Here is a 25,322-nt window from a genome sequence, read left to right on the forward strand (position 1 = left end):
GTAGCGGGAACCACACGAAAAGGGGACGCGTCCCCCCTTCGCACACGGCAGAATCGTGTGGGTGACCACCACCGTCTTCCTGCACGCGCATCCCGATGACGAGGCGAGCGGCACGGCCGGGTCGATGATCCTCACCTCCCGGGCCGGGCACCGCGTCGTCCTCGTCTACGCGACCTTCGGCGAGCACGGCACCGTGCCTCCGGATCTGGCCGAAGGGAGGTCCCTCGCCGACCACCGCCGCACCGAGGCGATGGCCTCGGCCCGGATCACCGGCGCGGCCCGGGTGGAGTGGCTCGGCTACACCGACTCGGGGATGAGCGGGTGGGAGCAGAACGCCCACGCGACCTCCTTCCACGGGGCCGACCTCGACGAGGCTGCCGGGCGGGTCGCGGCGGTCCTCGACGAGGAGGACGCGGACATCCTCGTCGGCTACGACTGGCACGGCGGCTACGGCCACCCCGACCACGTGAAGGTCCACCACGTCGCCCACCGCGCCGCGGAGCTGGCCGCCCGCCGCCCCCGGGTCCTGGAGAACACGATGAACCGGGACCGCCTGCGCGAGCAGCTCGCGGCAGCCCGGGAGATGGGTCTCGACCCGGGCTTCGACGCGGACGCGCCGATGGACGACGGCAACCTCATCGGACTGCCGCAGAGCGAGATCCACCACGCGGTCGACGTCACCGAGGTGATCGCGGACAAGCGGGCCGCCCTCACCTGCCACGCCTCCCAGGTCGACGTCCAGCAGATGCTGGCCATGCCGCCGGAGGTGTATGCCGAGGCCTTCGGCACCGAGCACTACGCGGAGCCGGGGCGACCACCGGGGATGGCGAGCAGCCTCCCCTTCGCCTGACCCCCGCCCAGCGTCAGCGCAGAGCGACCCGGACCCGACCGTCCACGGCGGCGAAGGCGACGTCCGCGAGGGACCCGACCACCAGGTCGGCCCGGGCCAGCTCGTTCGTGGTGGTCGTCGTCGTCACCGCGAGCACGGTGCACCCGGCCGCCCTGGCGGCATCGATCCCGCTCGGCGCGTCCTCGCACACCAGGGCGCGCGCGGGGTCGACACCCAGACGCTCGGCCGCGAGCAGGAACGGGTCCGGGTGCGGCTTGCCCCGCTCGACGTCCTCGACGGTCACGAAGCCGGCCGGCACGTCGATCCCCGCCGCCGCGAGGCGGGTCTCCGCGAGCGCCCGCGTCGCGGAGGTGGCGATGGCGAAGGGGGTGGGGGGCTCGGCCCCGGACAGCACCGCGATCGCCTCGAGGACGCCGGGCAGGGCAACGATGCCGGTGACGTCGGCGATCTCGAGCTCCTCGATCCGCGCGAGCGCGTCCCGCGCTTCGAGGTGCGGGCCGACCTGCTCGATGATGGCCGCCGCCGGCATCCCGTGGAAGCCGCGCAACCGCTCCGGGTCGATCCCGTGCTCGCGCGCCCAGCGCACCCACGAGCGCTCGACGGAGGCGCTGGAGTCGACGAGCGTGCCGTCGTTGTCGAAGATCACGGCGTCGAAGGTGCGCTCGAGCACGGCGGCGGAGGAGGTCATGCACCCAAGTCTCCGTCACTGCCACGATGGCCCCATGATCGACCCGACCGACCGACGACACCTGCTGCGGGCCGTGGAGCTGGCGGAGGAGGCGCTCGACGCCCACGACGAGCCCTTCGGATCCCTCCTGGTCACCGCCGACGGCATCGTCCGCCTCGAGGACCGCAACCGGGTCTCGGGCGGTGACCACACCCAGCACCCCGAGTTCGCCATCGCCCGGTGGGCGGCGCAGCACCTGACCCCGCAGGAGCGCGCGGCGGCCACCGTCTACACCTCCGGCGAGCACTGCCCGATGTGCGCCGCCGCCCACGGCTGGGTCGGCCTGGGGCGCATCGTCTACGCGAGCAGCTCCGCGCAGCTGGCGCAGTGGGCGGACGAGCTGGGCCTGCCGCCCGCCCCGGTCGCGACGATCCCGATCACGACGATCGTCCCCGGCGCCGTCGTCGACGGCCCGGACGAGGAGCTCGCCCGGCAGGTGCGTGCGCTGCACGCCCGCCGGGTTTGACGCCTCCTCGCTGGGTCGATGTATTCGGGCGCGTGCTGACGCGCCCGAATACATCGACCCGACGGCGGCGAGGGCCACCTGCCTAGAGTGGGCTCGACACGGGAGGTCACGCATGTACGCCACATCCTCGTCCGCACCGGAGCCACCACCCCCGCCGGCCATCGGGCCGGCCTCGCGCGGCCTGTGGCTCATGGGCAGCGACGTGGACCTGGCCCGGCGACTGGCCCGGTCGGGATTCGACTGGATCGCGCTCGACGCCCAGCACGGCGCCATCGACCGCTCCGCACTGGTCGACCTCGGCCGTGCGCTCGGTGACGTCGGGACCAACTTCGTCGTGCGCGTCCCCGGGGTCGACCACTCGTGGATCGGCGCCTCGCTCGACGCCGGGGCCGCCGGGGTGGTCATCCCCTCGGTGACCTCGGTCGACGACGCGCAGGCAGGGGTCCGCGCGACCTTCTACCCCCCGCTCGGCGAGCGCAGCTGGGGTCCGCTCACCCCGATGTGGGACGGCTACGCCCCGGACGCCGAGCGGGCGAACGCCCACGTGCAGTGCGCGGTGATGATCGAGACCGCCGGCGCGCTCGAGGCGGTCGAGGAGATCGCCGCTCTCGACGGGGTGGGCCTGCTCTTCCTCGGCCCCGTCGACCTGTCGCTCTCCCTGGGGGTGAGCGTCGACGAGCTGCTCGCCGACGACTCCCCGACCGGCCCGGTGCCGCGCATCCTCGCCGCGGCCCGGCGCAACGGCAGCGACGTCGCGGCCTTCGCCGGCGACCCCTCACGGGTCCCCGCGCTGCGCGCCCTGGGCATCGACCGCGTCGCCGTCGCCACCGACATCGCGCTCGTGGCCCTGGGCGCCGAGCGGGTGCTCGACCTGACCTGACCCCGGCTGGGTCGATGTATTCCGGCGCCTTCAGGCACGTGTGATTTGAAGGGACATGCCTGACAGGTATGTGAAGAGACATCGCTGACAACCGGGGGCTCGGTAGCGGCCCGGAAGATGGGCTGCATGAGTCAGCAGGCGGTCTCGGTGGAAGTTCGGTTGGCGGTCGGTGCTCACGCTGTCTTGGAGGATGCCTCGGGGACCTCGGTGAGCGAGCTGTGCAAGCAGCAGGGCATCTCGCGGGATACGTACTACCGGTATCGGCGCCGGATGCGCGAAGAGGGCGTTCAAGGTTTGGTCCCGCGCTCGAGGCGGCCGAACAACTCGCCCAGGGCCACGGACGCTGACACGGTCGCGGCGGTGCTCGACAAGCACGACGAGCTGGTTGCAGAGGGCTGGGACGGCGGGGCCATGTCGGTGCACGATTGGCTCACCCTGGCGGGCGTGGAGGTCCCCTCGGCGCGCACCTGCCACAAGATCCTGACCGACCACGGGCGCACCGAGCCGACACCGTCCAAGCGGCCCAAGTCCAGCTACCGCCGCTTCGAGGCGATGAAACCCAACGGGGTGTGGCAGCTGGACGGGCACGAGGTCAAGCTCACCGAGGGCAAGGGCGTCGTGCTGCGCTTCCAGGACGACCACTCCCGCATGCTGATGGCCTCACGCGCCGCCAGCGCCGAAACGGGCGAGGACACCTGGAAATGCATGGTCGCCGCTATGGACCGCCACGCAAAGCCGGCGTTCATCCAGTGCGACAACAGCACGGCCTTCACCGCCCGGCTGATCAAGGGCGGGGGCTACTCCATCCTGGAGGCTCGCCTGCACCGCATCGGGGTCGGGATGATCAACTCCAGCCCCAAGCACCCGCAGACCAACGGCAAGAAGGAACGCGAGTGGCAGACGCTGGAGCAGTGGCTCAGAGCGCGTGAGCGCGCCACGGACCTACCCGAGCTGCAACGCCTGCTCGATGCCTACGACCTGATCTTCAACACCGAACGCCCGCACCAGGGCATCGCCGGAAGCACGCCCGCGCGGCGCTACGCAGCCACCGACAAGGCCCTTCCAGACCCTGAGCAGCTCAAGGAACGCCAGTTCGTGCGTGAGGTCACTCTGCCCCCGGCCGGGTACTTCGACCTGCCCGGAGCCCGGGTCAGCCTCGGCGTCGCCTGGGCCGGCGCGACCCTGCACTACCTCATCGACCAGGACCACGCCGTCCTCTTCCACGAAGAACGCATCCTGGGACACATCCAACTCGACCCGGACAAGATCACCACGCCCAAAACCGGCCGCACGTACTATCGAGTCGAAGCACGCCCCTGACTGTCAGACATGTCCCTTCACGACTGTCCGACATGTCCCTTCACAGGACACGCCTTCAGGCACGCCCGAATACATCGACCCGGCGGCAGCGAGGGGCTGATGGGCCGTCTACGCTCGTCCCCCGTGACCGAACCCACGGACCGGCCGGGTGTCGACCCCGACGACCTGGCCACCACCCTTCGCGTCCTCGGGATGCTCCACGAGCTACCCGCGGGCCACGAGGACGTCGCCACGGTCAAGCGCGCGGCAGGGACGATGTACAACCGCGTGCGCAAGGCCCGCCGACGCGAGGCGCGCCGGGCCGAGCGGGCGCCGAAGGTCGCCCACGACACCGCGGTGCTCGAGGCGACGGCGACCGGCTCGCCGATGCGCATCGACGACGAGACGAAGGGGGTCACCCTCACCTCGTCCGTGGCCGGCGGACGCCGCTTCGCCGGCGAGCTGCAGATCCCCCGCGGCTGCTACGTCTGCCACGAGAAGTACACCCTCGTCGACAGCTTCTACCACTGGTTGTGTCCCGACTGCGCTGCCGCGAGCCACACCCGCCGCGACCAGGGCACCGACCTGCGCGGGCGCCGCGCGCTGCTCACCGGCGGTCGCGCCAAGATCGGGATGTACATCGCCCTGCGCCTGCTGCGCGACGGCGCGGACCTGACGATCACGACCCGTTTCCCGCGGGACGCGGCGCGGCGGTTCGCGGAGCTCGCCGACTCCCCCGAGTGGATCGAGCGGCTGACCATCGTCGGGATCGACCTGCGTGACCCGACCCAGGTGGTCGCCCTGGCCGACGAGGTCGCTGCCGCAGGGCCGCTCGACATCCTGATCAACAACGCCTGCCAGACGGTGCGCCGCTCCCCCGGCGCGTACTCCCACCTCGTCGAGGGCGAGTCGCAGCCGCTGCCGAGCGGTGGCCCCAGCCCGACGATGCTCTCCTTCGACCGGGTCAGTGAGGCCCACCCCGCCGCGCTCGTCGGCACGCTGGGCGAGCACCCGGTGCCGCACGCGGACGTCGCCGCCCGGTCGGCGGCGGACATGACGCGTCTGGCCCTGCAGGCCGGTGGCGCCAGCCTCGAGGCGCACCGGGCCGGCACCGCCGTCGACGCCGGCGGGCTGCTGCCGGACGTCGTCACGACCAACTCGTGGAAGCAGACCGTCGACGAGGTCGACCCCCTCGAGCTGCTCGAGGTGCAGATGTGCAACTCGGTCGCGCCCTTCCTCCTCGTCTCCCGCCTGCGCCCGGCGATGCGGGCGGCCGTCGAGCGGCGGCGGGAGCAGCTCGCCCACAGGGACACCGCCCGGGCCTACGTCGTCAACGTCTCGGCGATGGAGGGGCAGTTCTCCCGCCGGTACAAGGGCGCCGGCCACCCGCACACCAACATGGCCAAGGCCTCGCTCAACATGCTCACCCGCACCTCCGCGGGCGAGATGTACACGAGCGACCGGATCCTCATGACGGCCGTCGACACCGGCTGGATCACCGACGAGCGACCCCACCACGAGAAGCTGGCGATCGCCGAGGAGGGCTGGCACGCACCGCTGGACCTCGTCGACGGAGCCGCCCGCGTCTACGACCCGATCGTGCGCGGCGAGCGCGGCGAGGACCTCCACGGCGTCTTCCTCAAGGACTACGAGCCCCACCCCTGGTGAGGTGGTGGTACAACGGTTTTGTTTGGTCCCGCCCACAACGGGGAACAAAGAGGGCTACGGTGAGGACAGTCACACCTGCGGACGAAGGGAGCGGTGGCCATGGCCCCGAAGGATTCGACGTTCTTGGGCTGGCCCGTGCTGCGGCAGCTGGCCTCCGGAGACTTCCTCGGCCGCGGCAACGCGGTCACCTCGCGCCGGACCCGTGAGGTCGAGGCGCGCACCACGACCGCCGACCGCGTCGTGCAGAGCGTGTGCCCCTACTGCGCCGTCGGCTGCGGGCAGCGGGTCTTCGTCAAGGACGAGAAGGTCGTGCAGATCGAGGGGGATCCGGACTCACCGGTGAGCCGTGGGCGGCTGTGCCCCAAGGGCGCGGCGAGCGAGCAGCTCGTCAACTCCCCCTCCCGCCAGACGCACGTCCTCTACCGCGCGCCCGGCGCCTCGGAGTGGCAGCGGCTCGACCGGGACGAGGCCATCGACATGGTCGCCGACCGGTACCTCGAGGCCCGGGCCAACAAGTGGCAGGAGTTCGACGACAAGGGACGACGCCTGCGTCGGACCATGGGGATCGCCTCGCTCGGGGGAGCCACCCTCGACAACGAGGAGAACTACCTCATGAAGAAGCTGTTCACGGCTTCCGGGGCGATCCAGATCGAGAACCAGGCCCGTATTTGACACAGCGCAACGGTTCCCAGTCTGGGATCCTCGTTCGGCCGAGGCGGCGCCACGCAGTACCTGCAGGACATGGCCAACTCGGACTGCATCATCATCCAGGGCTCCAACATGGCCGAGTGCCACCCGGTGGGCTTCCAGTGGGTCTCCGAGGCCAAGGCCCGGGGGGCGCGGATCATCCACGTCGACCCCCGGTTCACCCGCACGTCGGCGATCGCGGACACGCACGCCGCGATCCGGGCGGGCACGGACGTCGTCCTGCTCGGTGCGCTGATCAACCACGTCCTGAGCAACGACCTGTACTTCCACGACTACGTCGTCAGCTACACCAACGCAGCGACGCTCGTCAGCGAGGACTTCCGCGACACCGAGGACCTCGACGGCGTCTTCTCCGGGTACGACCCGGAGACCGGCAAGTACGACATGACCTCGTGGGGCTACGAAGAGGGGTCGGAGCCGCCGAGCGAGTCCGATCCGGGCGACAAGGTCGGTGGACCCGAGTCCGAGCACGGCGGGACGAAGGCGTCGCGGGCAGCCGGTGACCAGCACGGCGGTGCGGGGCCGACGCTGGAGAACGGCTCCGTCACTCGTGACGAGACCCTGCAGCACCCGCGCACGGTCTTCCAGCTGCTCAAGCGGCACTACCAGCGCTACACGCCGGAGATGGTCGCGGACGTCTGCGGCATCCCGGTGGAGCAGTTCCACGAGATCGCCGACGCACTGACCGCCAACTCCGGACGTGAGCGCACGACGTGCTTCGCCTACGCCCTGGGCTGGACCCAGCACAGCCTCGGTGCCCAGTTCATCCGCACCGCGGCGATCCTCCAGCTGCTCATGGGCAACGTGGGCCGCCCCGGTGGCGGGATCATGGCCCTGCGTGGGCACGCGAGCATCCAGGGCTCGACCGACATCCCGACGCTCTTCAACATCCTGCCGGGATATCTGCCGATGCCCATGGTCGGTCAGCACGACACCCTCGAGGACTACCTGGCCAGCATCGCCAGACCACAGCAGAAGGGCTTCTGGACCGAGGCCAACAGCTACACGGCGAGCCTGCTCAAGGCGTGGTGGGGCGACGCCGCGCAGCCGGAGAACGACTTCTGCTACGACTACCTGCCCCGGCTGACGGGCGCCCACGGGACCTACCAGTCGGTCATGGCGATGCTCGACGACGAGGTCGAGGGCTACTTCGTCGTCGGGCAGAACCCCGCCGTCGGGTCCGCCCACGGCAAGATGCAGCGGATGGCGATGACCCACCTGAAGTGGGTCGTCGTGCGCGACTTCCAGCTGCTCGAGTCGGCGACCTTCTGGAAGGACTCCCCCGAGATCGCCACCGGTGAGCTGCGGACGGAGGACATCGACACCGAGGTCTTCTTCTTCCCCGCCGCCACCCACGTGGAGAAGTCGGGCACCTTCACCCAGACCCAGCGCATGCTCCAGTGGCACCACCAGGCGGTGCAGCCGCCGGGCGACGCACAGAGCGAGCTGGAGTTCTTCCACGAGCTCGGGGTGCGCATCCGCGAGCGCCTCGCCGGGTCGACCGACGAGCGCGACCGTCCGCTGCTCGACCTCACCTGGGACTACCCCAAGGACGAGCACGGGGAGACCGACGCCGAGGCCGTCCTGAAGGAGATCAACGGCTACCACCTCACCGGGGAGAAGGCCGGGCAGCTGCTCGACAAGTTCGCCGACATGAGGCCCGACGGTTCCACCGCCGGTGGGTGCTGGATCTACACGGGCGTCTTCGCCGGCGGGGTCAACAAGTCGGCCAACCGCGTGCCGGGCCAGGAGCAGGACGAGGTCGCCAAGGAGTGGGGCTGGGCCTGGCCGATGAACCGGCGGATCCTCTACAACCGCGCCTCCGCGGACCCGGAGGGCAAGCCGTGGAGCGAGCGGAAGAAATACGTCTGGTGGGACGAGGCAGAGGGGAAGTGGGTCGGCAAGGACGTCCCCGACTTCCCCGTCGACCGGGCGCCGTCGTTCCGTCCCGGCCCGGACGACAGCGGTCCGGGGGGACTGGCCGGTGACGACCCGTTCATCATGCAGTCCGACGGCAAGGGCTGGCTCTTCGCGCCCAAGGGCATGGTCGACGGGCCGCTCCCGACGCACTACGAGGCGCAGGAGTCACCCGTCGCCAACCCGCTCTACACCCAGCAGAGCAACCCGAGCCGTCTGGTCTACCCGCGCAAGGACAACCTGTGGAGCCCCTCCGGCACCGACCCCGGAGCGGAGGTCTACCCCTTCGTCTTCACCACCTACCGGTTGACCGAGCACCACACCGCCGGCGGCATGAGTCGGTGGCTGCCGTACCTGTCGGAGCTGCAGCCGGAGATGTTCTGCGAGGTCTCCCCCGAGCTGGCCGAGCAGCAGGGCCTGGTCCACGGCGATTGGGCGACGATCATCTCCGCGCGCAGCGCGATCGAGGCCCGGGTGCTCGTGACCGAGCGGATGACGCCGCTGACGATCAAGGGCCGCACCGTCCACCAGATCGGGTTGCCCTACCACTGGGGCGTCGGCCGTGACGCCGTCGTGGAGGGTGACGGCGCCAACGACCTGCTCGGCGTGGTGCTCGACCCCAACGTGCAGATCCAGGAGTCGAAGGTCGGCTCGTGCGACATCCGACCCGGGCGCCGGCCACGCGGCGAGGAGCTGTTGCGGCTCGTCGCGGAGTACCAGTCACGGGCGGGCACGACCGTCGAGACGAGCAATGAGCGCGTCAACGAGGTCTCCCCCGAGATCCGCGAGCGCCGTGCCGCCTCCCGGAAGCAGGATCCGATGGAAGGAGACCAGTGATGGGGTACCTCGACCGCCAGCTCGCCGGGCGGACCAACCCGGCGGAGGACGCCGGGTGGCAGGACGCGCCCAGCCGCAAGGGCTTCTTCACCGACACCTCGATCTGCATCGGCTGCAAGGCCTGCGAGGTGGCGTGCAAGGAGTGGAACGGCATCCCGCTGGACGGTCTGACCATCAGCGGCAACTCCTACGACAACACCGGTGACCTCGGCGCGAGCACATGGCGCCACGTCGCCTTCGTGGAGCAGAGCCAGGACCGCATCCAGGCCGCCCGCGAGTCCGGCAAGCGCCTCGTGGACCTGGGGATGCCGAGCATCGGGACACCCGAGCCGGCGCCCGAGCCCGCCGGCGCGCAGCCGGCCGGGTACGGCACGCTGCCGGCGCCGATCGAGGGGCACGGCCCCGCGCTGTCGGACATGCTCGACGAGAAGGCGAACGTCGAGGCCGGCGGCACCGGGGACTACGGACTCACCGTGGACGGTGTCCCCATCGTCGGCCCCGTGCCCGAGTTCCGCTGGCTGATGTCCTCCGACGTGTGCAAGCACTGCACCCACGCGGGTTGCCTCGACGTCTGCCCCACCGGCTCGCTCTTCCGCTCCGAGCACGGCACCGTCGTCGTCCAGGACGACATCTGCAACGGCTGCGGCTACTGCGTCGGGGCGTGCCCCTTCGGCGTCATCGAGCGACGCACCGACGACAGCGTCAGCGTGACCGCGGACGCCCACGTGCCCAACGTCGGCGTCGCCCAGAAGTGCACGCTCTGCTACGACCGCCTCGCGCACGACCAGACACCGGCGTGCGCCCAGACTTGCCCGACGACCTCGATCAAGTTCGGCGCGCACGAGGACATGGTCGCCTCTGCGAAGGAGCGGGTCGTCCAGCTGCACGAGCAGGGCTTCACCGAGGCCCGGCTGTACGGGGCCAACGAGGACGACGGCGTCGGCGGGACCGGCTCGGTCTTCCTCCTGCTCGACGAGCCGGAGGTCTACGGCCTGCCGCCGGACCCGGTCGTCCCCACCGCGAAGCTGCCCGAGATGTTCCGCACCGCGGGAGTCGCCGGCCTCGGCCTGCTGGGCGCCGCCGCGCTCGCCTTCATCGGGAGCAAGTCGTGACCACCTCCCCTTTTGACAGCTACCGCCCCCCGGAGACCGGACGTCGGCGCCGGCGCGCCTCGGGCGTGCGTGGCGCCGTCAGCGGTGCCACCCGCGAGGTGGCGAAGGGGGCCCGCCGCAGCTGGATGAACCGCGAGGGCGGGGGCCAGCGCGAGGCGCCGGCCGTCCCCGACGCCGAGTTCTCCAGCTACTACGGGCAGCCGGTGGTCAAGCCGGTGCCGTGGGACCACCGCATCTCCGCCTACCTCTTCGTCGGTGGCATCGCCGGCACGTCGGGGATCATCGCCGCGGGCGCGGCGGCCACCGGCAACGAGCTGCTGCGCCGCAACTCGCGGCTGACCTCGATGGTCACCGTCGGGCTGAGCGGCGTGGCGCTCGTCGCCGACCTCGGTCGTCCGGAGCGCTTCCTCAACATGCTGCGCACGGTCAAGCTGACCTCCCCGATGTCGGTCGGCACGTGGATCCTGTCCGGTTACTCGGCCTTCGCCGGGGTGACCACCGCGACCGAGGTGCTCGGCATGCTGCCGGCGCGCGGCCCCCTTCGCTCCCTCGCGCGGGTCCTCGCCCCGTTGACGGCCCCCGCCACGGTCGGCCAAGCCCTGCTGGGAGCGCCCCTGGCGGCCTACACCTCCGTGCTCCTGTCCGACACCGCCCACCCGGTGTGGCACGAGAGCCGACGGCAGCTGCCCTTCGTCTTCGTCGGCTCCGCCGCACTGGCCTCCGGTGGGGTGCAGATGCTGCTCGCTCCGGCCGGCCACACCGGCCCGGCCCGCAGGCTCGCGCTGCTCGGTGTGGGGACCGAGCTCCTGGCGATGCACCGGCTCGAGGAGCACCTCGCACAGCTGCACATCGACGAGCCGCTCACCTCCGGCAAGGGCGCGGGCAAGCTGCGGCTGGCCAGGGCGCTCACCATCGCCGGCGGCGTGGGGACCCTGCTGGCCGGACGCAGCCGGCTGGCGGCGCTCGCCGCGGGCGCCGCGCTGACCACCGCATCCGCCCTCACCCGTGCGGGCATCGTCGAGGCGGGCATCGAGTCCGCCAAGGACCCCCAGTACACGGTCCGGCTCCAGAAGGACCGGTTGGAGGAGCGCCGCAGCCGGGGCGTCGTCCACGACAGCGCGGTCACGGTCAGGTAGGTCCGCAGAACCAGGTCGCAGCACCCGAGCAGTGGGAGGTCCCATGAGTACGGTCGGAACCACGCACGAGTCCGAGTCCACGTCCAGTCGCGCCGGCAACCGCTGGATCGTCCTGGCGGGTGGTGTCCTCGTCCAGCTGACGATCGGCGCCGTGTACGCGTGGAGCACCATGGGCCGCGCCCTGAACGATGAGCAGTCGGCCTTCGACCTGACGAAGGTGCAGACGGCCATCCCCTTCGAGGTGGCCATCGGGATGCTCTTCCTCGGCACCTTCCTCGGCGGTCGGATCCAAGACCGCAAGGGCCCGCGCGTCGTCGCGCTCTCCGGTGTGGTCCTCTACTCGATCGGCATCATCCTCGCCGGCTTCGCGCGTGACACCTCCGACCTGTGGCTGCTCATCCTCGGGTATGGCGTGCTCGGCGGCTTCGGCCTCGGGCTCGCCTACATCGTGCCGATCGCGATGCTGCAGAAGTGGTTCCCGGACAAGCGTGGTCTGATCACCGGTGTCGCCGTCGGCGGGTTCGGCTTCGGCGCGGTGATCACCTCGCCGATGATGAACCGGCTCATCTCCGGCATGGAGGGCTACCAGGCCGAGCCGACCAAGGCCTTCCTCTGGCTCGGCGGCGCCTATCTGGTCTTCGGGCTCCTCGGCGCCTCCGTCTTCAAGAACCCACCGGCGGACTACGTCGCGCCCGGCGCGGCCAAAGCCAACGGGCAGGACGACCCGAACAAGGAGGAGCAGGCCAAGAAGGCCGCTCGCGACTTCACCCAGCAGGAGGCCCTGAGCACGCCGCAGTGGTACCTGCTCACCCTCATCCTCACCGTCTCGGTCACCGCGGGCATCTCGCTGATCTCGGTCGCCGCCGACGCCGCGACGAGCGTGGCCGGCTTCAGCGTCGCGGCGGCCGCGACCCTCGTCGGCATCATGGGTCTCTTCAACGGTGCCGGTCGGATCGTCTGGGCGGCGGCCTCGGACAAGATCGGCCGCAGGCCGGCCTTCGTCGGCATCCTGGGCCTGCAGGGTCTGGCGCTGCTCGCGCTCCCGCACGTCGGCAACGTGGTGCTCTTCTACATCCTGGCCGCGATCATCTACACCTGCTACGGAGGCGCCTTCGGCACCATGCCCGCCACGGCCGGCGACTTCTTCGGTCTGAAGCACTCCGGCGGTATCTACGGGCTGATGCTCATCGGGTGGTCCATCGGTGGCATCGTCGGCCCGCTGCTCATCTCCTGGCTGATCGGGCCCGACGGGCGCTACACGCTCGGCTTCACGGTGATGGGCATCATCGCGCTGGTCGGCGTGATCATCCCGATCATCGCGCGCCCGCCGAAGGCGCGGCGCTGACAGCACTGCCGTGCTCGATCACTCCCGGACGTCGGCCGGGCCGTCCGTCAGGGGCAGCCCGGCCGCGGCCCAGGCCTCGACGCCTCCGATGACGTCGGTCGCGTCGACGCCGAGCGCGCGCAGGGACGCCGCCGCCAGTGACGAGCTGTAGCCCTGACGGCACAGGACGCTGACCTGCACCCCGGTGGCTGCCTCGGGGATGCGGTGGGGGCTCGTCGGGTCCAGCCGCCAGCCGGGACCACGCAGTTGAGGGGGCCGGCTGGGCTCCAGCGGACGAAGGGAGGGTGTGGTCCGACTCAGGCCGAAGTCCGGACCACCTTCGAGAACGGTCGCTGCCAGGGCGACGCGTCCGGACTTCGCGCCAAGGACCACGCGCTTCCTTTGTCCGCGGCCAGCAACGGAAGGAGCCGGTCGGCCTCGCTCACACCACCTGGACGAGCGCGCCGCCCGGGAGCGACCCGGCGGCGACCGTCTCACCGACGACCGGGGCACCCGGGACCTCGCCGACGACGAGCAGCCCACCGGACGTCTGGGCGTCCGCGAGCAGGATCAGCTCGTCCTCGCTGATGCCGTCGGCGCGGAGGTACGGACGCACCCAGTCGAGGTTGCGCTTCGAGCCCCCGGGCACGTGGCCGGCCGCGAGCGCCTCGCGGGCTCCGGCGACGTAGGGCACGGCAGCCGCGTCGATCCGGGCGGCGACGCCGGAGGCCCGCGCCATCTTGTAGAGGTGCCCGAGCAGGCCGAAGCCGGTGACGTCCGTCGCCGCGCGCACCCGGGCGGCGAGCGCGGCGCGGGCGGCGTCTCGGTTGAGGGCGGCCATGGAGGCGATGGCCTCCTCGCTGCGCTCCCCCGTCGCCTTGTGCCGGTTGTTGAGCACGCCGACCCCCAGGGGCTTGGTCAGGCTGATCGGCAGCCCCGCCTCGGCGGCGTCGTTGCGCATCATCCGGTCGGGGTCGGCAGTGCCGGTGACCGCCATGCCGTAGATCGGCTCGGGGGCGTCGATGCTGTGCCCGCCGAGGACCGGGCAGCCCGCCTCGGTGGCCACGTCGAGCCCGCCGCGCAGCACCTCGCGCAGGTGGTCGGTCGAGATCAGCTCGCGCGGCCAGGCGACGAGGTTGATCGCCATGACCGGCTCACCACCCATCGCGTAGATGTCGGAGATCGCGTTGGCTGCGGCGATGCGGCCCCAGTCGTAGGCGTCGTCGACGACGGGCGTGAAGAAGTCCGACGTCGACAGCACGGCGAGGCCGCCCTGGACGCGCACGGCGCCCGCGTCGTCACCGTCGTCGAGCCCGACGACGACGTCCGCACCGGGCGGGCTCGCGCCGTGCAGCCCGGCGACGATCTCCTCGAGCTCACCGGCGGGGATCTTGCAGGCGCAGCCACCGCCGCGCGCGTACTGGGTCAGGCGTACGGGCTCCATATCGAGAGGCTAGGCCACGGCATGAGCCGCCGGTACCCGGGTACGAGGACCGCATGAGCGACAAGGACACCGTCGAACGCCTCCTGCGCGATCACGGAACCACCTACTCGGAGGAGGCGGGGATCCGTCTGCGGGACACGCCGGCCCCGCTGTTCCAGCTGCTCTGCCTGACCCAGCTCTTCTCGGCGCCCATCGGTGCCTCCGTCGCCGTGGCCACGATGCGCGAGCTGCTCGGGGCCGGGTGGACCACCCCGGAGCACCTGCTCGACTCGACGTGGCAGGAGCGGGCGGACGCGCTCGGTCGCGGGGGCTACCGCAGGTACGACGAGAGCACGGCGACGTACCTGGCGGAGATGGCCCAGCTGCTGCAGGAGCGGTGGCGGGGGGACCTGCGCCGGCTGCACGAGGCGGCCAATGACGAAGGGAGCCTGCGTTCCCTGCTCGAGGAGTTTCCCCGCGTCGGCCCGACGGGGTCGGGGATCTTCTGCCGTGAGGTCCAGGCCGTCTGGCCCGACCTGCGGCCGCAGGTCGACGACCGGGTGCGCCAGGGCGCCGGAGCGCTCGGTCTGCCCACCGACCCGGAGAAGCTCGCCGCGCTCGTCGACGGCGACGACCTCGCCCGGTTGACCGCCGCCCTGGTCCGCGTCGACCTCGACGACTGACCCCGACCCCGCGCCGGAGCAGCGGCCCCCGGCGACGGGCGCGAAACGGTGCGGTACCCGAGGGCCCGCCCCCACCTGCGAGGTCCTATGGTGGGCCGTGGAGGCGTCTGGGTTCCTGGTGGTCCCCCCGGTCTTCAACACCGGTGAGGCCGAGCATCTCGGTCTGGCGGGTTCGATTCCCGTCCGTCTCCGCCACGCATTGCCCGTGTCACGACGTGTGCGCCCGTGCGACGCCGCGACGTGACACGGGCGCGCAGTGCAGGACACAGGCCCGACCAGTCCCGGACGAAGGGAGCGCGAGGTGACCACGATCGACCCTCGTCGGGCGATACCCCGCACGGACGCGCTCCTGGCAGAACCCCCCTTCGTCGCAGCCGCCGCGCGACTGGGCCGCTCGACGGTGCGCACCGTCGTCAACCGCGCCCAGGACCGCGCCCGCCGCGGGGAGATCGCCCCGGGGGACGTGGCGACCACCGCCCTGGCCGGCCTCCCGACTCGGGCCTCCTCGCTCACGCCCGTCCTCAACGCGACCGGCGTGGTCATCCACACCAACATCGGTCGAGCGCCCCTCTCCCCCGGCGCCGTCGAGGCCGTCGTCGACGCCGCCGGCTACGTGGACGTCGAGATGGACCTGGCCTCCGGTGCCCGCAGCCGACGCGGCGCCGGTGCGCTCGCCGCGCTGCGCGAGGCCGTCCCCGACGCCGGCGGTGCGCTCGTGGTCAACAACGGCGCCGCCGCGCTCGTCCTCGCGACGACCGCCCTCGCCGCCGGCAAGGACGTCATCGTCTCCCGCGGGGAGATGATCGAGATCGGCGACGGCTTCCGCCTGCCCGACCTCATCGCCTCGACCGGCGCCCGGCTGCGTGAAGTGGGCACGACCAACCGCACCCACCTGCGCGACTACCTCGACGCGATCGGCCCGGGGACCGGATGCATCCTCAAGGCGCACCCGAGCAACTTCCGGGTCGACGGCTTCACCACGGCCGTCGGGTACGAGGAGCTGCGCGGTGCGGTGCGCCCCGACGGCTCGCCCGTCCCGCTCGTCGCCGACATCGGTTCCGGCCTGCTCGCCCCCGACCCGCTCCTGCCCGACGAGCCGGACGCGACCACCGCCCTGCGACAGGGCGCGACGCTCGTCACGGCGAGCGGCGACAAGCTGCTCGGCGGGCCCCAGGCGGGCCTCGTCCTCGGTGACGCCGACGTCGTCGAGATCCTGCGTCGACACCCGCTCGCCCGGGCGCTGCGCATCGACAAGCTGACCATCGCCGCGCTCGAGGCGACCGTGCGCGGGCCGGCGACACCTGTGACGGCGGCGCTGCACGCGAGCGCCGACGAGCTGCGCCCCCGGGTCGAGCGCCTGGCCACCGGGCTCGGCCGCGGCGTCGTGGCCGTCGAGGGGCGGGTCGGTGGCGGCGGCGCCCCCGGGGTGCCGCTGCCCGGCTGGGCGGTCGAGATCCCCGTCGCCGCGGTCGAGCGACTGCGCACCCCGCCTCCCGGTGTCCCTGCCGTGCTCGCCCGGGTCGACGAGGGCCGCGGCCTGATCGACCTGCGCTGCGTCCCCGCCGACCGCGACGGTGACGTGGAGGCGGCGGTGCGCACCGCCCTTCGTGATGGGTCGGACGCGCGGCCCGGGGCCGGCGAGCCGCCCCCTTCGTCATGAGGCGGGTGCTGGCGACGGCCGGGCACGTCGACCACGGCAAGTCCACCCTCGTGCGGGCACTGACCGGACGCGACCCGGACCGGCTGGCGCAGGAGCGCAGACGCGGCCTGACCATCGAGCTCGGCTACGCGTGGACGACGCTGCCGAGCGGGGCCGAGGTGGCCTTCGTCGACGTGCCGGGGCACCAGCGGTTCGTCGGCACGATGCTCTCGGGTCTCGGGCCCGCGCCGACGGTGGTCTTCGTCGTCGCCGCGGACCAGGGGTGGCAGGCGCAGAGCAGTGAGCACCTCGCGGCGGTCCGGGCGCTGGGGATCACCGACGGGCTGCTCGTGCTCACCCGGTGCGACCTCGCCGACGCCGACCAGCGGGCAGAGGTGCGCTCCCAGGCGACCGGGCGGCTCGCGGCGGCCGGCCTGGACGTGCCGGTCTGCGAGGTCTCCGCCGTGACCGGCGACGGACTGGACTCGGTGCGTGACGGGTTGGACGCGCTCGTCGACCGCATGCCGAGGCCCGATCCCGACGCGCCGGTGCGGTTGTGGGGCGACCGGTCCTTCTCGATCTCCGGGGCGGGCACGGTCGTCACCGGCACCCTCGGCGCGGGCACGCTGCGCAGCGGTGACCGGCTGACCCTCCTCGACCACGGCACCACCCGCGGGGTGACCGTGCGCGGGCTGCACAGCCAGGACGCCGCCCGCGAGCAGGTCGGGCCGGTCTCCCGGGCCGCGGTCAACCTCCGCGGGGTGGAGGCGGACACCGTGGGCCGCTCGCTCGTCCTGCTCACCCCGGATGCCTTCGAGCTGGCCGACGTCGTCGACGTCGCCCTGGCTCCCGTCGACGAGGACGAAGGGGGTCCCCCCGGCGGACCGGACCGCTCACCCCCGCAGGTGGCGACGCTGCACGTGGGGTCCGCGGACGTCAGCGTGCACGTGCGTCCGCTCGGTGCCGGGTTCGCTCGGTTGACCTCGGGGGTGGTCCTGCCGTGGCGGGTGGCCGACCGGGCGATCCTGCGGGACCCGGGCAGCCGCCGGCTGTGGTCCGTGCGGGTCGTCGACGTCGACCCCCTCCCGTTGGCTCGCCGGGGCGCGGCCAGCCGGCGCGCCGAGGCGTTGTCCACCGGGGACCCGGCGGCCGTGCGGCTGCGCTCACGGGGCGCCGACCGGGTGGACGTGCTGGGCCGGCTGGGTCTGACCGCCCCCTCCGGCGCCGTCCGGATGGGCGACTGGCTCGTGGACGGGGCCACCCTGGCCGACTGGCAGGCGCGCCTCGTGACGGCCGTCCGGGAGCACCACCGACGCGAGCCGTTGAGCGCCGGGATGCCGGTGGCCGAGGCGGCCCGCCACCTCGGGCTGGCGGCGCACCTGCCGACCGCGCTCGGTCACGAGGCCGTGCGGACGCTCATCGGTCCGGCCGGCCTGGCCCTCACCGACGGGAACGTCCACGACCCGGCGGCGGGGGGACTCGGCGCCGCGGAGGCGGGCGTCGCGGCCGTCGAGGAGAGGCTGCGGGCGACCCCCTTCGTCGCTCCGGAGCGCGGTGAGCTGGCCGACCTCGGGCTCGGTGCCACCGAGCTCGCCGCCGCGGCCCGGCTCGGCCGGCTGCTGCGCCTGCCCGACGACGTCGTCCTGCTGCCCGACGCACCGGCTCGGGCCATGCGGGTGCTCGCCGGGCTGGAGCAGCCCTTCACCCTCAGCGCAGCGCGGCAGGCCCTCGGCACGACCCGACGGACCGCGGTGCCGCTGCTGGAGCATCTCGACGCTCGCGGCTGGACCCGACGGGTCGACGGGAGTCTGCGCGAGGTCGTGCGCTAGTCACTGGCCGGACAGCACGTCGCCCGGCCTGCAACACCCCCTGCGGGCTGCAGACCGGACGACGTGCGCTGACTCCGCTGCCGGTCGGAGTCAGCAGTGGCGCTGGCTGACCGTGGTGATCAGCCGGCGGCCAGCTCGAGCGTGGTCCGCACCGGGACGCCGTTGGTGAGGTTGTCCGCGACGGGGCAGTGCGTCGCCACGGCCTCCTCGAGACGGCGGTAGTCGGCGTCGCTCTCCGGGCCGGTGAGGGTGACCTCGAGGTCGATGCCCCGGAAGCCCGGCCGCACGCCCTCGGCGGTGCCGAAGAAGCCCCGCAGGTCGATGTCGCCGGCGAGCGCGACGTCCACGCCGTCCAGGCGCAGGCCCAGCTTCTCCGCCCACACCTGGTAGGTGATGACCGTGCAGGAGGCGAGGGCGCCGAGCAGGTGCTCGACCGGGTTGGCACCGAGGTCGGTGCCACCGAGGCCGGCCGGCTCGTCGATGGTGAAGGTGTGCTGACGCGCCGAGAGGGTGACCTCCGTGGCCGTGCCGCGCACGAGGGAGCCCGTGAGCGAGGTGGTCAGCAGGTTCGGGTCGTTGGTGGTCTCGTCGATCGTCTGGCTCATGGCATGACTCTTTCGTCCAGGGCTCAGGTGAACCCGCGCTTGACACGGCCGGTCGACCGCGTCCAGGTCCTCACCCGGGGCACCCCACCGAGGGTGGAGGGTTGCCGCCCAGCAAGCCGGGGCTTCACGCTGGGACTCATGACCAAGACATAACGTCACATACTGCGACCCATAATGTCCAGTTATGAGTCGGGGGGTCCGGCATCCGGACGCCGGGGGGTCAGGTCGACCGTGAAGAGCGGCAGGAAGAGCTGCGCGAGCGGTCCGATGGCCACGGCGTAGAGCACGGTGCCGACACCGACGACACCGCCGAGGAGCCACCCGACGGCGACCACGCTGACCTCGAGCCCGGTGCGCACCAGTCGGATCGAGCGCCCGGTCACCCGCGCCAGTCCGGTCATCAGGCCGTCACGCGGGCCGGGACCGAACTGCGACCCGATGTACATGCCCGTCGCGATGCCGTTGAGGACGACACCGCCGACCAGCAGCGCGATCCGCCACCCGAGGGCCTCCGGCGCCTGCAGGAGGGAGAGGACGAGGTCCGCCGACGGGCCGATGAGCAGGGCGTTGCCGATCGTGCCGACGCCCGGCTTCTGGCGCAGCGGGATCCACCCCAGGAGGACGAGCAGCGAGACACCGATGACGATCGTCCCGAAGGTCAGCGGGACGTGCTTGGCGACGCCGACGTGCAGGACGTCCCACGGGATCTGCCCGAGCGTGCCGCGGATGACCATCGCCATCGACGCGCCGTAGAAGAAGAGCCCGACGAGCAGCAGCGGCAACCGAATGCCGAGCCGGCCCGCACGCAGCTGGGCGAGGGGGCCGATGTCGGCGAGCTCGCGGTTGCGCACGCGCGGCGGCGCCTGCGGGGGCGGTGGGTCGGGGAGCGGCATGGCCCCAGTCTCGCCCACGACCCGGGGTGGGCGCTCAGGACCCGTCGTCGGGCTCCGGGCGAAGGGGGGACGGGGCGCTGCTGAACCATCCCCGGCTGTGGACCGGGCAGCGGTCCTCCTCGTGGGCCCGGGCACCGGCCGGGCCGCCCACGAGCGCGCGGCTCGCCCAGCGGATGCGACGGCGCAGGAGGACCACGAGCAGCGCGAGCGAGAGGACCAGCGGCGGCCACAGCGGGCTCGGGCCGAAGTCGGGCGGGAGGTCGTACCCGCCGTCCCCGAGACCGGCGGCGCGCTCGAAGTGGTTGCGCGACAGGGGGAAGATCAGGCTGTCGACGTAGTACGCGGTCGGCAGCGCCAGTGGGCCACCGACGACCGTGGCGACGGCCCACTGGTCGACGTGCCGGGACTCGTGCCGCGCGATCGCCTCGACCAGATCCGGTCTGGCATTGGTGTCCGACCCGAACCGCACGTAGGACTCCTGGCCGGGCAGCGGGACGCCGGATACGTCCAGCTGGCCGATCCAGCTGACGAAGACGTCCCCGACGACGCTTCCGCCGCCGTGCGCGGTCGGGTCCGGGGGGAAGGCCACGAGCACCGCCGACCCCGAGCAGTGATCCATCCCCGCCGCCCGCGTGCCCAGGAGCATGACTCCGCTGACCGGTGCGTTGATCACGGCGCGTGTGCGTCCCCACAGTCCCGGCACCGAGTCCGGGGTCGGCGTCTCGGCCACCACCTCCTCGGCTCCGCTGGCGAACCGGGCACTGCACTCGTCCTGGACCGCCAGCTGCGTGCGGGCCGCCGCGCCGACGAGCAGCAGCGCCCCGAAGCCCGCGACGACGACGGTGCCGACCCGCTGGCGACGGCGGCAGGCCGTGCATGCCGCCGCGCGCCTGCGGCGGCGACGGCGCACGGGGGGCAGTAGCCAGAGGAGGCCGAGGACCCCGAAGCACAGCAGGAGCGCCGCACCCCGGACCGACCGGAGCACCCACGAGCGTGAGGAGGAGTCCGCGACGTGGCTCCCGCCCTCCATGGCGTCTCCCCTTCATGAGGCCGCTCCCGACGGCGGCTGCTCATGAGATTACCCCGCTGGCCGGGGCCCAACCGGAGCGCAGGGACCATCGTCAGTCGCCGACGACCCTCTTGCCGCGGGCGACGACCTTCTTGTCCGGTGCGAAGACGACCGACGGGTCCTTGTCCGCGTAGTCGAACTGGTTGAGGAAGTAGCGCATCGCGTTGATCCGGCCACGCTTCTTGTCGTTGGACCTGATGACGATCCACGGGGCGTGCTTGGTGTCGGTCCGCTCGAACATCGCCTCCTTCGCCTCGGTGTAGGCCTCCCACTTGTCGAGGCTCTCCAGGTCCATCGGTGAGAGCTTCCACCGGCGGACCGGGTCGATCTGCCGGATGGCGAAGCGGGTGCGCTGCTCCTGCTGGGTCACCGAGAACCACAGCTTGGTCACGTGCACGCCGGCCTCGGCGAGCATCCGCTCGACCTTGGGCGCCTGGTCCATGAACTCCTCGTACTGCTCGTCGGTGCAGAAGCCCATGACCCGCTCCACGCCGGCACGGTTGTACCAGGAGCGGTCGAAGAGGACGATCTCACCGCGCGTGGGCAGGTGCCGGATGTAGCGCTGGAAGTACCACTGCCCCTCCTCGCGCTCGCTCGGCCTGGTCAGCGCCACGACCCGGGCCCCTCGGGGGTTGAGGTGCTCGGTGAAGCGCTTGATCGTCCCGCCCTTGCCGGCCGCGTCGCGTCCCTCGAAGAGGAGGACGAACCGGCGTCCGGTGTCCTGCGTCCAGTACTGGAACTTCAGCAGCTCGATCTGCAGCAGGTACTTCTCGACGTCGTAGTCGTTGCGCGTCATCAGCTCGTCGTAGGGGTAGTTCTCCCGCCACGTCTCCACCGCCTTGCCGTCCGGGGCGATGAGCTGCGGGTCGTCGCCCTGGTCGTCGCGGACCGTGTACCCCTCGGCCGTGAGCCGGTCGATGTACTCCCGGAGATTCTGCTGCATGGTTGACCAATACCACGTCTGGATGTCGCGCGGGTGTGCGCGCACGCGATCGGGTGGGGCCGTGGGCCCCCTGCTTCAATGACGTCATGGAGCAGCACCGCAGGTACTGGGAGGACACCTACCTCTTCGAGGTCGACACCGAGGTCGTCGGGGTGCGCGAGGAGCCCGCACCCGGCATCGCGGTGCGCGACGGCATCGTCCACCCGAAGGGGGGTGGCCAGCCCGACGACGTCGTCACCGTGGACACGCGAGCGGCCTCGGTGAGCAAGGAGACCACCACCGTCTGGCTGCACCCCGAGGGTGCGCTCCCGGCCGTCGGTGACGTGGTGCACGTCGCGATCGACCCCGTGGTGCGCCGCCGCCACGCGGCGCTCCACTCCGCGGGGCACCTCCTCGACGCCTGCGTCCAGCCCCTCGGCTTCGTCAACGTCGGGCTGAGTCACACCCCGGACCAGGCCTTCCTGCTCTACGACGTCGACGGTGGCACCCTCCCCGACGGCGAGGAGGCCAAGGCCGCCCTGATCGAGGCCGTCCTCGCCCGGGCCGGCGAGCTAGTCGCCGCCGACCTGCCCTACGGGGCCGAGGTCGACGCGGAGGGGGTGCGCCGGGTGACGATCGAGGGCCTGCAGACCGACCCGTGCGGAGGCACCCACGTGCGCACCACGGGTGACCTCACCGGCATCCGGATCACTCGCGTGCGCACCAAGAAGGGACAGCTCAAGCTGAGCTACACGGCAGAGCACGCGTGACCCGTCCGCGCCCGGCCCAGCAGCGTTCCGGGGCGGGTCGCCACCGCTGACCGCGCGTGCGAGGGTGGAGGCATGAGGTGGCCCTTCGACAACACCTTCGTCCGCGACCTCGGCTGGCTCGGGGCGCGGGTCGAGCCGGTCCCGGTGCGCTCCCCCGAGCTGCTGGCACTCAACGAGGAGCTCGCCGCCGAGCTCGGCCTCGACCCCGCCGGACTCCGCTCCCCGGAGGGGGTGGCGGTCCTCGCGGGCAATGCCCTCGCCGAGGGCTCCGAGCCGATCGCCCAGGCCTACGCCGGTCACCAGTTCGGCCAGCTCACTCCGGTGCTCGGCGACGGCCGCGCGCACCTGCTCGGCGAGGTCGTCGACACCCACGGCAGACGCCGGGACATCGCGCTCAAGGGGTCGGGACGCACCCCCTTCTCCCGGGGTGGTGACGGGCGCGCGGTCACCGGCCCGGTGCTGCGGGAGTACCTCGTCTCGGAGTTCATGCACGCCGTCCACGTTCCGACGACCCGGTCCCTGGCCGCCGTCGCGACCGGCGAGCGGGTCCTGCGCGGGCGCCCCCTCCCCGGCGCCGTCCTCACCCGCGTCGCCGCCTCGCACCTGCGGGTCGGCACCCTCGTCCTCCTCGCCACCCGGGGCAGCCGCGAGCAGCTCGCCGACGCCGTCGAGCACGTCCGGGCCCGGCACTACCCCGACCTGCCGCCGCACGACCCGATGGCACTGCTGTCCGCGGTCGTCGAGCGCCAGGCCCGGCTCGTCGCGCGGTGGATGTCCCTCGGCTTCATCCACGGTGTGATGAACACCGACAACATGACCCTCTCCGGCGAGACGATCGACTACGGCCCCTGCGCCTTCCTCGACGCCTACGACCCGGAGACCTTCTTCAGCAGCGTGGACTCGACGGGACGCTACCGCTACTCCGCGCAGCCATCGATGGCGATGTGGGGCCTCGCCCGCCTGGCCGAGTGCCTGCTGCCGCTGGCCGTCGGCGAGCCGGACGCGCTCATGACCGAGGCGCAGGAGCGCGTCGAGGCCTTCGCCGGGATCCACGACCAGTGGTGGCTGGACAACTTCCGCATCAAGCTCGGGCTCGTCCGGGTGGGGGCGGAGGACCGCGAGCTCGTCGAGGACCTGCTGGGGATCGCGACGGCGGAGACGCTGGACTTCACGGGCCTCTTCCGCGACCTGGCCCGGGTGCTGCGCCGGGAGCCGACCCCGACCCTGGACCGCATCGAGGACGTGCCGCGCTGGGAGGAGTGGCGCGAGCGGTGGCTGGTGCGTCTCGACGGCGAAGGAAAGCCGGTCTGGTCCAGCGCCGACATCATGGACGAGTCCAACCCCGTCCACATCCCCCGCAACCATCTCGTCGAGGAGGCCCTGGCCGCGGCGCACGCGGGGGACCTCGCCCCCTTCGAGCAGCTCCTCGAGGTGATCCGCTCCCCCTTCGCGGAGCAGGAGGGACTGGAGCGCTACGCCGAACCCGCCGACCCCGCCTTCACCCGGGGCTACGTGACCTACTGCGGGACCTAGCCCCTCACTTCTCGGCCCAGGCGTCGAGGGCCCCTTGCACCGCGTCCTCGCTCATCGCGATGGGGGTACCGACGATCCACTGGTGCCCGAAGGGGTCCCGGAAGCGCCCCTGCCGCGCGCCGTAGGGCTGGTCGTCCACCGCGAAGAGCACCTCGGCGCCGTGACCGACCGCTCGGGCGACGACGGTGTCCGGGTCGGCGCAGACGATGTCCAGGATGTGCCCGCCACCTCCGGGCGGCGGCCCGGGGTCGAGACCGTCGGCGTCCTTGACGTGCAACTCACCGCCGCCGGGGAGCAGCATCCGCGCGAAGACGACCGCCGCGCCCATCACGTGGCGCACGTCCAGCTGCGCGCCGAGGACCTCGCGGTAGAAGTCGATCGCCCGGTCGGCGCCGCCGGGGCCGTCGTCGACGACGAGCTTGGGGGACAGTCGCAACACGACCCCAGTGTGGCGCCGTCCCCGGCGGGAGGCCACCCCCTTCGCCGCTGGCGGGAGCCCTCGCTGGCAGGCTGATCCCATGGGCAAGAGGACCAGGACCGGTGGCGCCACCCCTGCGGTGCGCGCCCTGACGACGGCCGGCGTCGAGTTCACCGAGCACCCCTACGAGCACGACCCGGCGGCGCAGTCCTACGGGCTGGAGGCGGCGGAGGCGATCGGGGTCGCGCCCGAGCGGGTGTACAAGACACTCCTCGCGCAGACGGACCTGCCGGCGAACCACGGCCTCGTCGTCGGCATCGTCACGGTGACCGGCCAGCTCGACCTCAAGTCGCTGGCGGCCGCGGTCGGCGCGAAGAAGGCAACCATGGCCGAGCCCGCGCTGGCCGAGCGGACCACCGGGTACGTCGTCGGTGGGATCAGCCCGCTCGGCCAGAAGCGCGCCCTGCCCACGGTCGTCGACGAGTCGGCGCTGGCGCACGGCACGGTCTTCGTCAGTGGCGGGCGACGCGGCCTCGACCTGGAGGTGGCCCCGTCGGACCTCGTGGCGCTCACCTCCGCCACTGTTGCCGACATCGCCAGGACCTGACCCCCTC

At 72.3% G+C, this 25,322-nt stretch carries 23 protein-coding genes, 1 tRNA gene and 1 riboswitch; of the genes, 16 read left to right on the forward strand and 8 right to left on the reverse strand.

All coding sequences use genetic code 11. From position 1 onward, the window contains the following. Positions 1-61 precede the first annotated feature (61 nt). Positions 62-850 (forward strand): PIG-L family deacetylase, encoded by a 789-nt coding sequence (locus O9K63_RS11160; RefSeq protein WP_277237858.1) that lies wholly within the window; start codon positions 62-64, stop codon positions 848-850. A gap of 13 nt (positions 851-863) precedes the next feature. Here O9K63_RS11160 and O9K63_RS11165 read toward each other — a convergent pair whose 3' ends face one another. Then, positions 864-1,538 (reverse strand): HAD family hydrolase, encoded by a 675-nt coding sequence (locus O9K63_RS11165; RefSeq protein ID WP_277237860.1) that lies wholly within the window; start codon positions 1,536-1,538, stop codon positions 864-866. A 34-nt stretch (positions 1,539-1,572) separates the two neighbouring features. Between O9K63_RS11165 and O9K63_RS11170 the strand changes: the two genes are divergently transcribed. The 8 genes from O9K63_RS11170 (at position 1,573) to O9K63_RS11205 (ending at position 12,945) form a co-directional block, all read left to right on the forward strand. After that, positions 1,573-2,043, forward strand: coding sequence for a nucleoside deaminase (locus O9K63_RS11170; protein WP_277237862.1), 471 nt, complete (start codon positions 1,573-1,575; stop codon positions 2,041-2,043). Between the two features lie 112 nt (positions 2,044-2,155). Next, positions 2,156-2,923, forward strand: a complete 768-nt coding sequence (locus O9K63_RS11175; RefSeq protein WP_277237864.1) for an HpcH/HpaI aldolase family protein — start codon at positions 2,156-2,158, stop codon at positions 2,921-2,923. Between the two features lie 126 nt (positions 2,924-3,049). Then, positions 3,050-4,243: an integrase core domain-containing protein gene (locus tag O9K63_RS11180; RefSeq protein ID WP_277237866.1), complete on the forward strand. Its 1,194-nt coding sequence runs from the start codon at positions 3,050-3,052 to the stop codon at positions 4,241-4,243. Positions 4,244-4,342: 99 nt separating this feature from the next. After that, the gene (locus tag O9K63_RS11185) at positions 4,343-5,890 is read left to right on the forward strand and encodes an SDR family NAD(P)-dependent oxidoreductase (RefSeq protein WP_277237868.1); all 1,548 of its coding nucleotides are present in this window, start codon (positions 4,343-4,345) and stop codon (positions 5,888-5,890) included. Between the two features lie 99 nt (positions 5,891-5,989). Then, a complete protein-coding gene (gene fdh, locus O9K63_RS11190) occupies positions 5,990-9,352 on the forward strand; it encodes a formate dehydrogenase (protein WP_277237870.1) in 3,363 nt (1,120 codons plus the stop codon). Continuing rightward, positions 9,352-10,464: a 4Fe-4S dicluster domain-containing protein gene (locus tag O9K63_RS11195; RefSeq protein ID WP_277237871.1), complete on the forward strand. Its 1,113-nt coding sequence runs from the start codon at positions 9,352-9,354 to the stop codon at positions 10,462-10,464. Before fdh ends, O9K63_RS11195 begins: the two co-directional genes overlap by 1 nt. After that, entirely contained in the window at positions 10,461-11,600 is a 1,140-nt protein-coding gene (nrfD, locus tag O9K63_RS11200) for an NrfD/PsrC family molybdoenzyme membrane anchor subunit (RefSeq protein WP_277237873.1), read from the forward strand. Before O9K63_RS11195 ends, nrfD begins: the two co-directional genes overlap by 4 nt. A 43-nt stretch (positions 11,601-11,643) precedes the next feature. Continuing rightward, entirely contained in the window at positions 11,644-12,945 is a 1,302-nt protein-coding gene (locus O9K63_RS11205; RefSeq protein ID WP_277237875.1) for an L-lactate MFS transporter, read from the forward strand. 18 nt (positions 12,946-12,963) lie between these two features. Here O9K63_RS11205 and O9K63_RS11210 read toward each other — a convergent pair whose 3' ends face one another. After that, a complete protein-coding gene (locus O9K63_RS11210; RefSeq protein ID WP_277237877.1) occupies positions 12,964-13,317 on the reverse strand; it encodes a rhodanese-like domain-containing protein in 354 nt (117 codons plus the stop codon). A gap of 49 nt (positions 13,318-13,366) precedes the next feature. After that, entirely contained in the window at positions 13,367-14,368 is a 1,002-nt protein-coding gene (selD, locus tag O9K63_RS11215) for a selenide, water dikinase SelD (protein WP_277237879.1), read from the reverse strand. Positions 14,369-14,421: 53 nt separating this feature from the next. Here selD and O9K63_RS11220 point away from each other — a divergent pair, with 53 nt between their 5' ends. The 4 genes from O9K63_RS11220 to selB all read left to right on the forward strand — a co-directional run bounded on the left by O9K63_RS11220 (position 14,422) and on the right by selB (position 18,498). Continuing rightward, entirely contained in the window at positions 14,422-15,030 is a 609-nt protein-coding gene (locus tag O9K63_RS11220) for an endonuclease (RefSeq protein WP_277237881.1), read from the forward strand. Positions 15,031-15,129: 99 nt separating this feature from the next. Next, a tRNA-Sec gene (locus O9K63_RS11225) sits at positions 15,130-15,225 on the forward strand. 106 nt (positions 15,226-15,331) lie between these two features. After that, a complete protein-coding gene (gene selA, locus O9K63_RS11230) occupies positions 15,332-16,690 on the forward strand; it encodes an L-seryl-tRNA(Sec) selenium transferase (RefSeq protein WP_277237883.1) in 1,359 nt (452 codons plus the stop codon). Next, complete coding sequence (gene selB / locus O9K63_RS11235; protein ID WP_277237884.1) at positions 16,687-18,498, forward strand: selenocysteine-specific translation elongation factor; 1,812 nt, start codon at positions 16,687-16,689, stop codon at positions 18,496-18,498. The genes selA and selB overlap by 4 nt, the downstream gene beginning before the upstream one ends. A 119-nt stretch (positions 18,499-18,617) precedes the next feature. On the opposite strand, the gene O9K63_RS11240 is transcribed toward selB, so the two are convergent. From O9K63_RS11240 to ppk2, 4 genes are all read right to left on the reverse strand, one after another. Next, positions 18,618-19,103, reverse strand: a complete 486-nt coding sequence (locus O9K63_RS11240) for an OsmC family protein (RefSeq protein ID WP_277237886.1) — start codon at positions 19,101-19,103, stop codon at positions 18,618-18,620. A gap of 30 nt (positions 19,104-19,133) precedes the next feature. After that, positions 19,134-19,247, reverse strand: a riboswitch (SAM riboswitch). A 38-nt stretch (positions 19,248-19,285) separates the two neighbouring features. Then, the gene (locus tag O9K63_RS11245; protein WP_277237888.1) at positions 19,286-19,996 is read right to left on the reverse strand and encodes a YczE/YyaS/YitT family protein; all 711 of its coding nucleotides are present in this window, start codon (positions 19,994-19,996) and stop codon (positions 19,286-19,288) included. Between the two features lie 34 nt (positions 19,997-20,030). Further along, positions 20,031-21,026, reverse strand: a complete 996-nt coding sequence (locus tag O9K63_RS11250) for a hypothetical protein (protein WP_277237890.1) — start codon at positions 21,024-21,026, stop codon at positions 20,031-20,033. A 91-nt stretch (positions 21,027-21,117) separates the two neighbouring features. Further along, the gene (gene ppk2 / locus O9K63_RS11255) at positions 21,118-22,008 is read right to left on the reverse strand and encodes a polyphosphate kinase 2 (RefSeq protein WP_277237892.1); all 891 of its coding nucleotides are present in this window, start codon (positions 22,006-22,008) and stop codon (positions 21,118-21,120) included. 86 nt (positions 22,009-22,094) lie between these two features. On the opposite strand from ppk2, the gene O9K63_RS11260 reads away from it, so the two are divergent. Further along, positions 22,095-22,757 (forward strand): hypothetical protein, encoded by a 663-nt coding sequence (locus O9K63_RS11260; RefSeq protein ID WP_277237894.1) that lies wholly within the window; start codon positions 22,095-22,097, stop codon positions 22,755-22,757. A gap of 72 nt (positions 22,758-22,829) precedes the next feature. Beyond that, the gene (locus O9K63_RS11265; protein ID WP_277237895.1) at positions 22,830-24,290 is read left to right on the forward strand and encodes a protein adenylyltransferase SelO; all 1,461 of its coding nucleotides are present in this window, start codon (positions 22,830-22,832) and stop codon (positions 24,288-24,290) included. Between the two features lie 4 nt (positions 24,291-24,294). On the opposite strand, the gene O9K63_RS11270 is transcribed toward O9K63_RS11265, so the two are convergent. After that, positions 24,295-24,729, reverse strand: a complete 435-nt coding sequence (locus O9K63_RS11270; protein ID WP_277237897.1) for a VOC family protein — start codon at positions 24,727-24,729, stop codon at positions 24,295-24,297. Between the two features lie 79 nt (positions 24,730-24,808). Here O9K63_RS11270 and ybaK point away from each other — a divergent pair, with 79 nt between their 5' ends. Then, positions 24,809-25,315, forward strand: a complete 507-nt coding sequence (gene ybaK / locus O9K63_RS11275) for a Cys-tRNA(Pro) deacylase (protein WP_277237898.1) — start codon at positions 24,809-24,811, stop codon at positions 25,313-25,315. Positions 25,316-25,322: the final 7 nt, after the last annotated feature.

The organism is Janibacter cremeus (assembly GCF_029395675.1).
Classification (GTDB): Bacteria; Actinomycetota; Actinomycetes; order Actinomycetales; family Dermatophilaceae; genus Janibacter; species Janibacter cremeus_A.

Bases quoted from the DNA above. Each gene is read 5' to 3' on its own strand.
- O9K63_RS11245 (WP_277237888.1), bottom strand. From the start codon at position 19,996: ATGCCGCTCCCCGACCCACCGCCCCCGCAGGCGCCGCCGCGCGTGCGC.
- O9K63_RS11195 (WP_277237871.1), top strand. From the start codon at position 9,352: ATGGGGTACCTCGACCGCCAGCTCGCCGGGCGGACCAACCCGGCGGAG.
- O9K63_RS11260 (WP_277237894.1), top strand. From the start codon at position 22,095: ATGGAGCAGCACCGCAGGTACTGGGAGGACACCTACCTCTTCGAGGTC.
- O9K63_RS11165 (WP_277237860.1), bottom strand. From the start codon at position 1,538: ATGACCTCCTCCGCCGCCGTGCTCGAGCGCACCTTCGACGCCGTGATC.
- O9K63_RS11250 (WP_277237890.1), bottom strand. From the start codon at position 21,026: ATGGAGGGCGGGAGCCACGTCGCGGACTCCTCCTCACGCTCGTGGGTG.
- ybaK (WP_277237898.1), top strand. From the start codon at position 24,809: ATGGGCAAGAGGACCAGGACCGGTGGCGCCACCCCTGCGGTGCGCGCC.
- O9K63_RS11170 (WP_277237862.1), top strand. From the start codon at position 1,573: ATGATCGACCCGACCGACCGACGACACCTGCTGCGGGCCGTGGAGCTG.
- O9K63_RS11265 (WP_277237895.1), top strand. From the start codon at position 22,830: ATGAGGTGGCCCTTCGACAACACCTTCGTCCGCGACCTCGGCTGGCTC.
- O9K63_RS11175 (WP_277237864.1), top strand. From the start codon at position 2,156: ATGTACGCCACATCCTCGTCCGCACCGGAGCCACCACCCCCGCCGGCC.
- O9K63_RS11205 (WP_277237875.1), top strand. From the start codon at position 11,644: ATGAGTACGGTCGGAACCACGCACGAGTCCGAGTCCACGTCCAGTCGC.
- O9K63_RS11240 (WP_277237886.1), bottom strand. From the start codon at position 19,103: ATGAGCCAGACGATCGACGAGACCACCAACGACCCGAACCTGCTGACC.
- O9K63_RS11180 (WP_277237866.1), top strand. From the start codon at position 3,050: ATGAGTCAGCAGGCGGTCTCGGTGGAAGTTCGGTTGGCGGTCGGTGCT.
- selB (WP_277237884.1), top strand. From the start codon at position 16,687: ATGAGGCGGGTGCTGGCGACGGCCGGGCACGTCGACCACGGCAAGTCC.
- O9K63_RS11185 (WP_277237868.1), top strand. From the start codon at position 4,343: ATGGGCCGTCTACGCTCGTCCCCCGTGACCGAACCCACGGACCGGCCG.
- selD (WP_277237879.1), bottom strand. From the start codon at position 14,368: ATGGAGCCCGTACGCCTGACCCAGTACGCGCGCGGCGGTGGCTGCGCC.
- O9K63_RS11220 (WP_277237881.1), top strand. From the start codon at position 14,422: ATGAGCGACAAGGACACCGTCGAACGCCTCCTGCGCGATCACGGAACC.
- ppk2 (WP_277237892.1), bottom strand. From the start codon at position 22,008: ATGCAGCAGAATCTCCGGGAGTACATCGACCGGCTCACGGCCGAGGGG.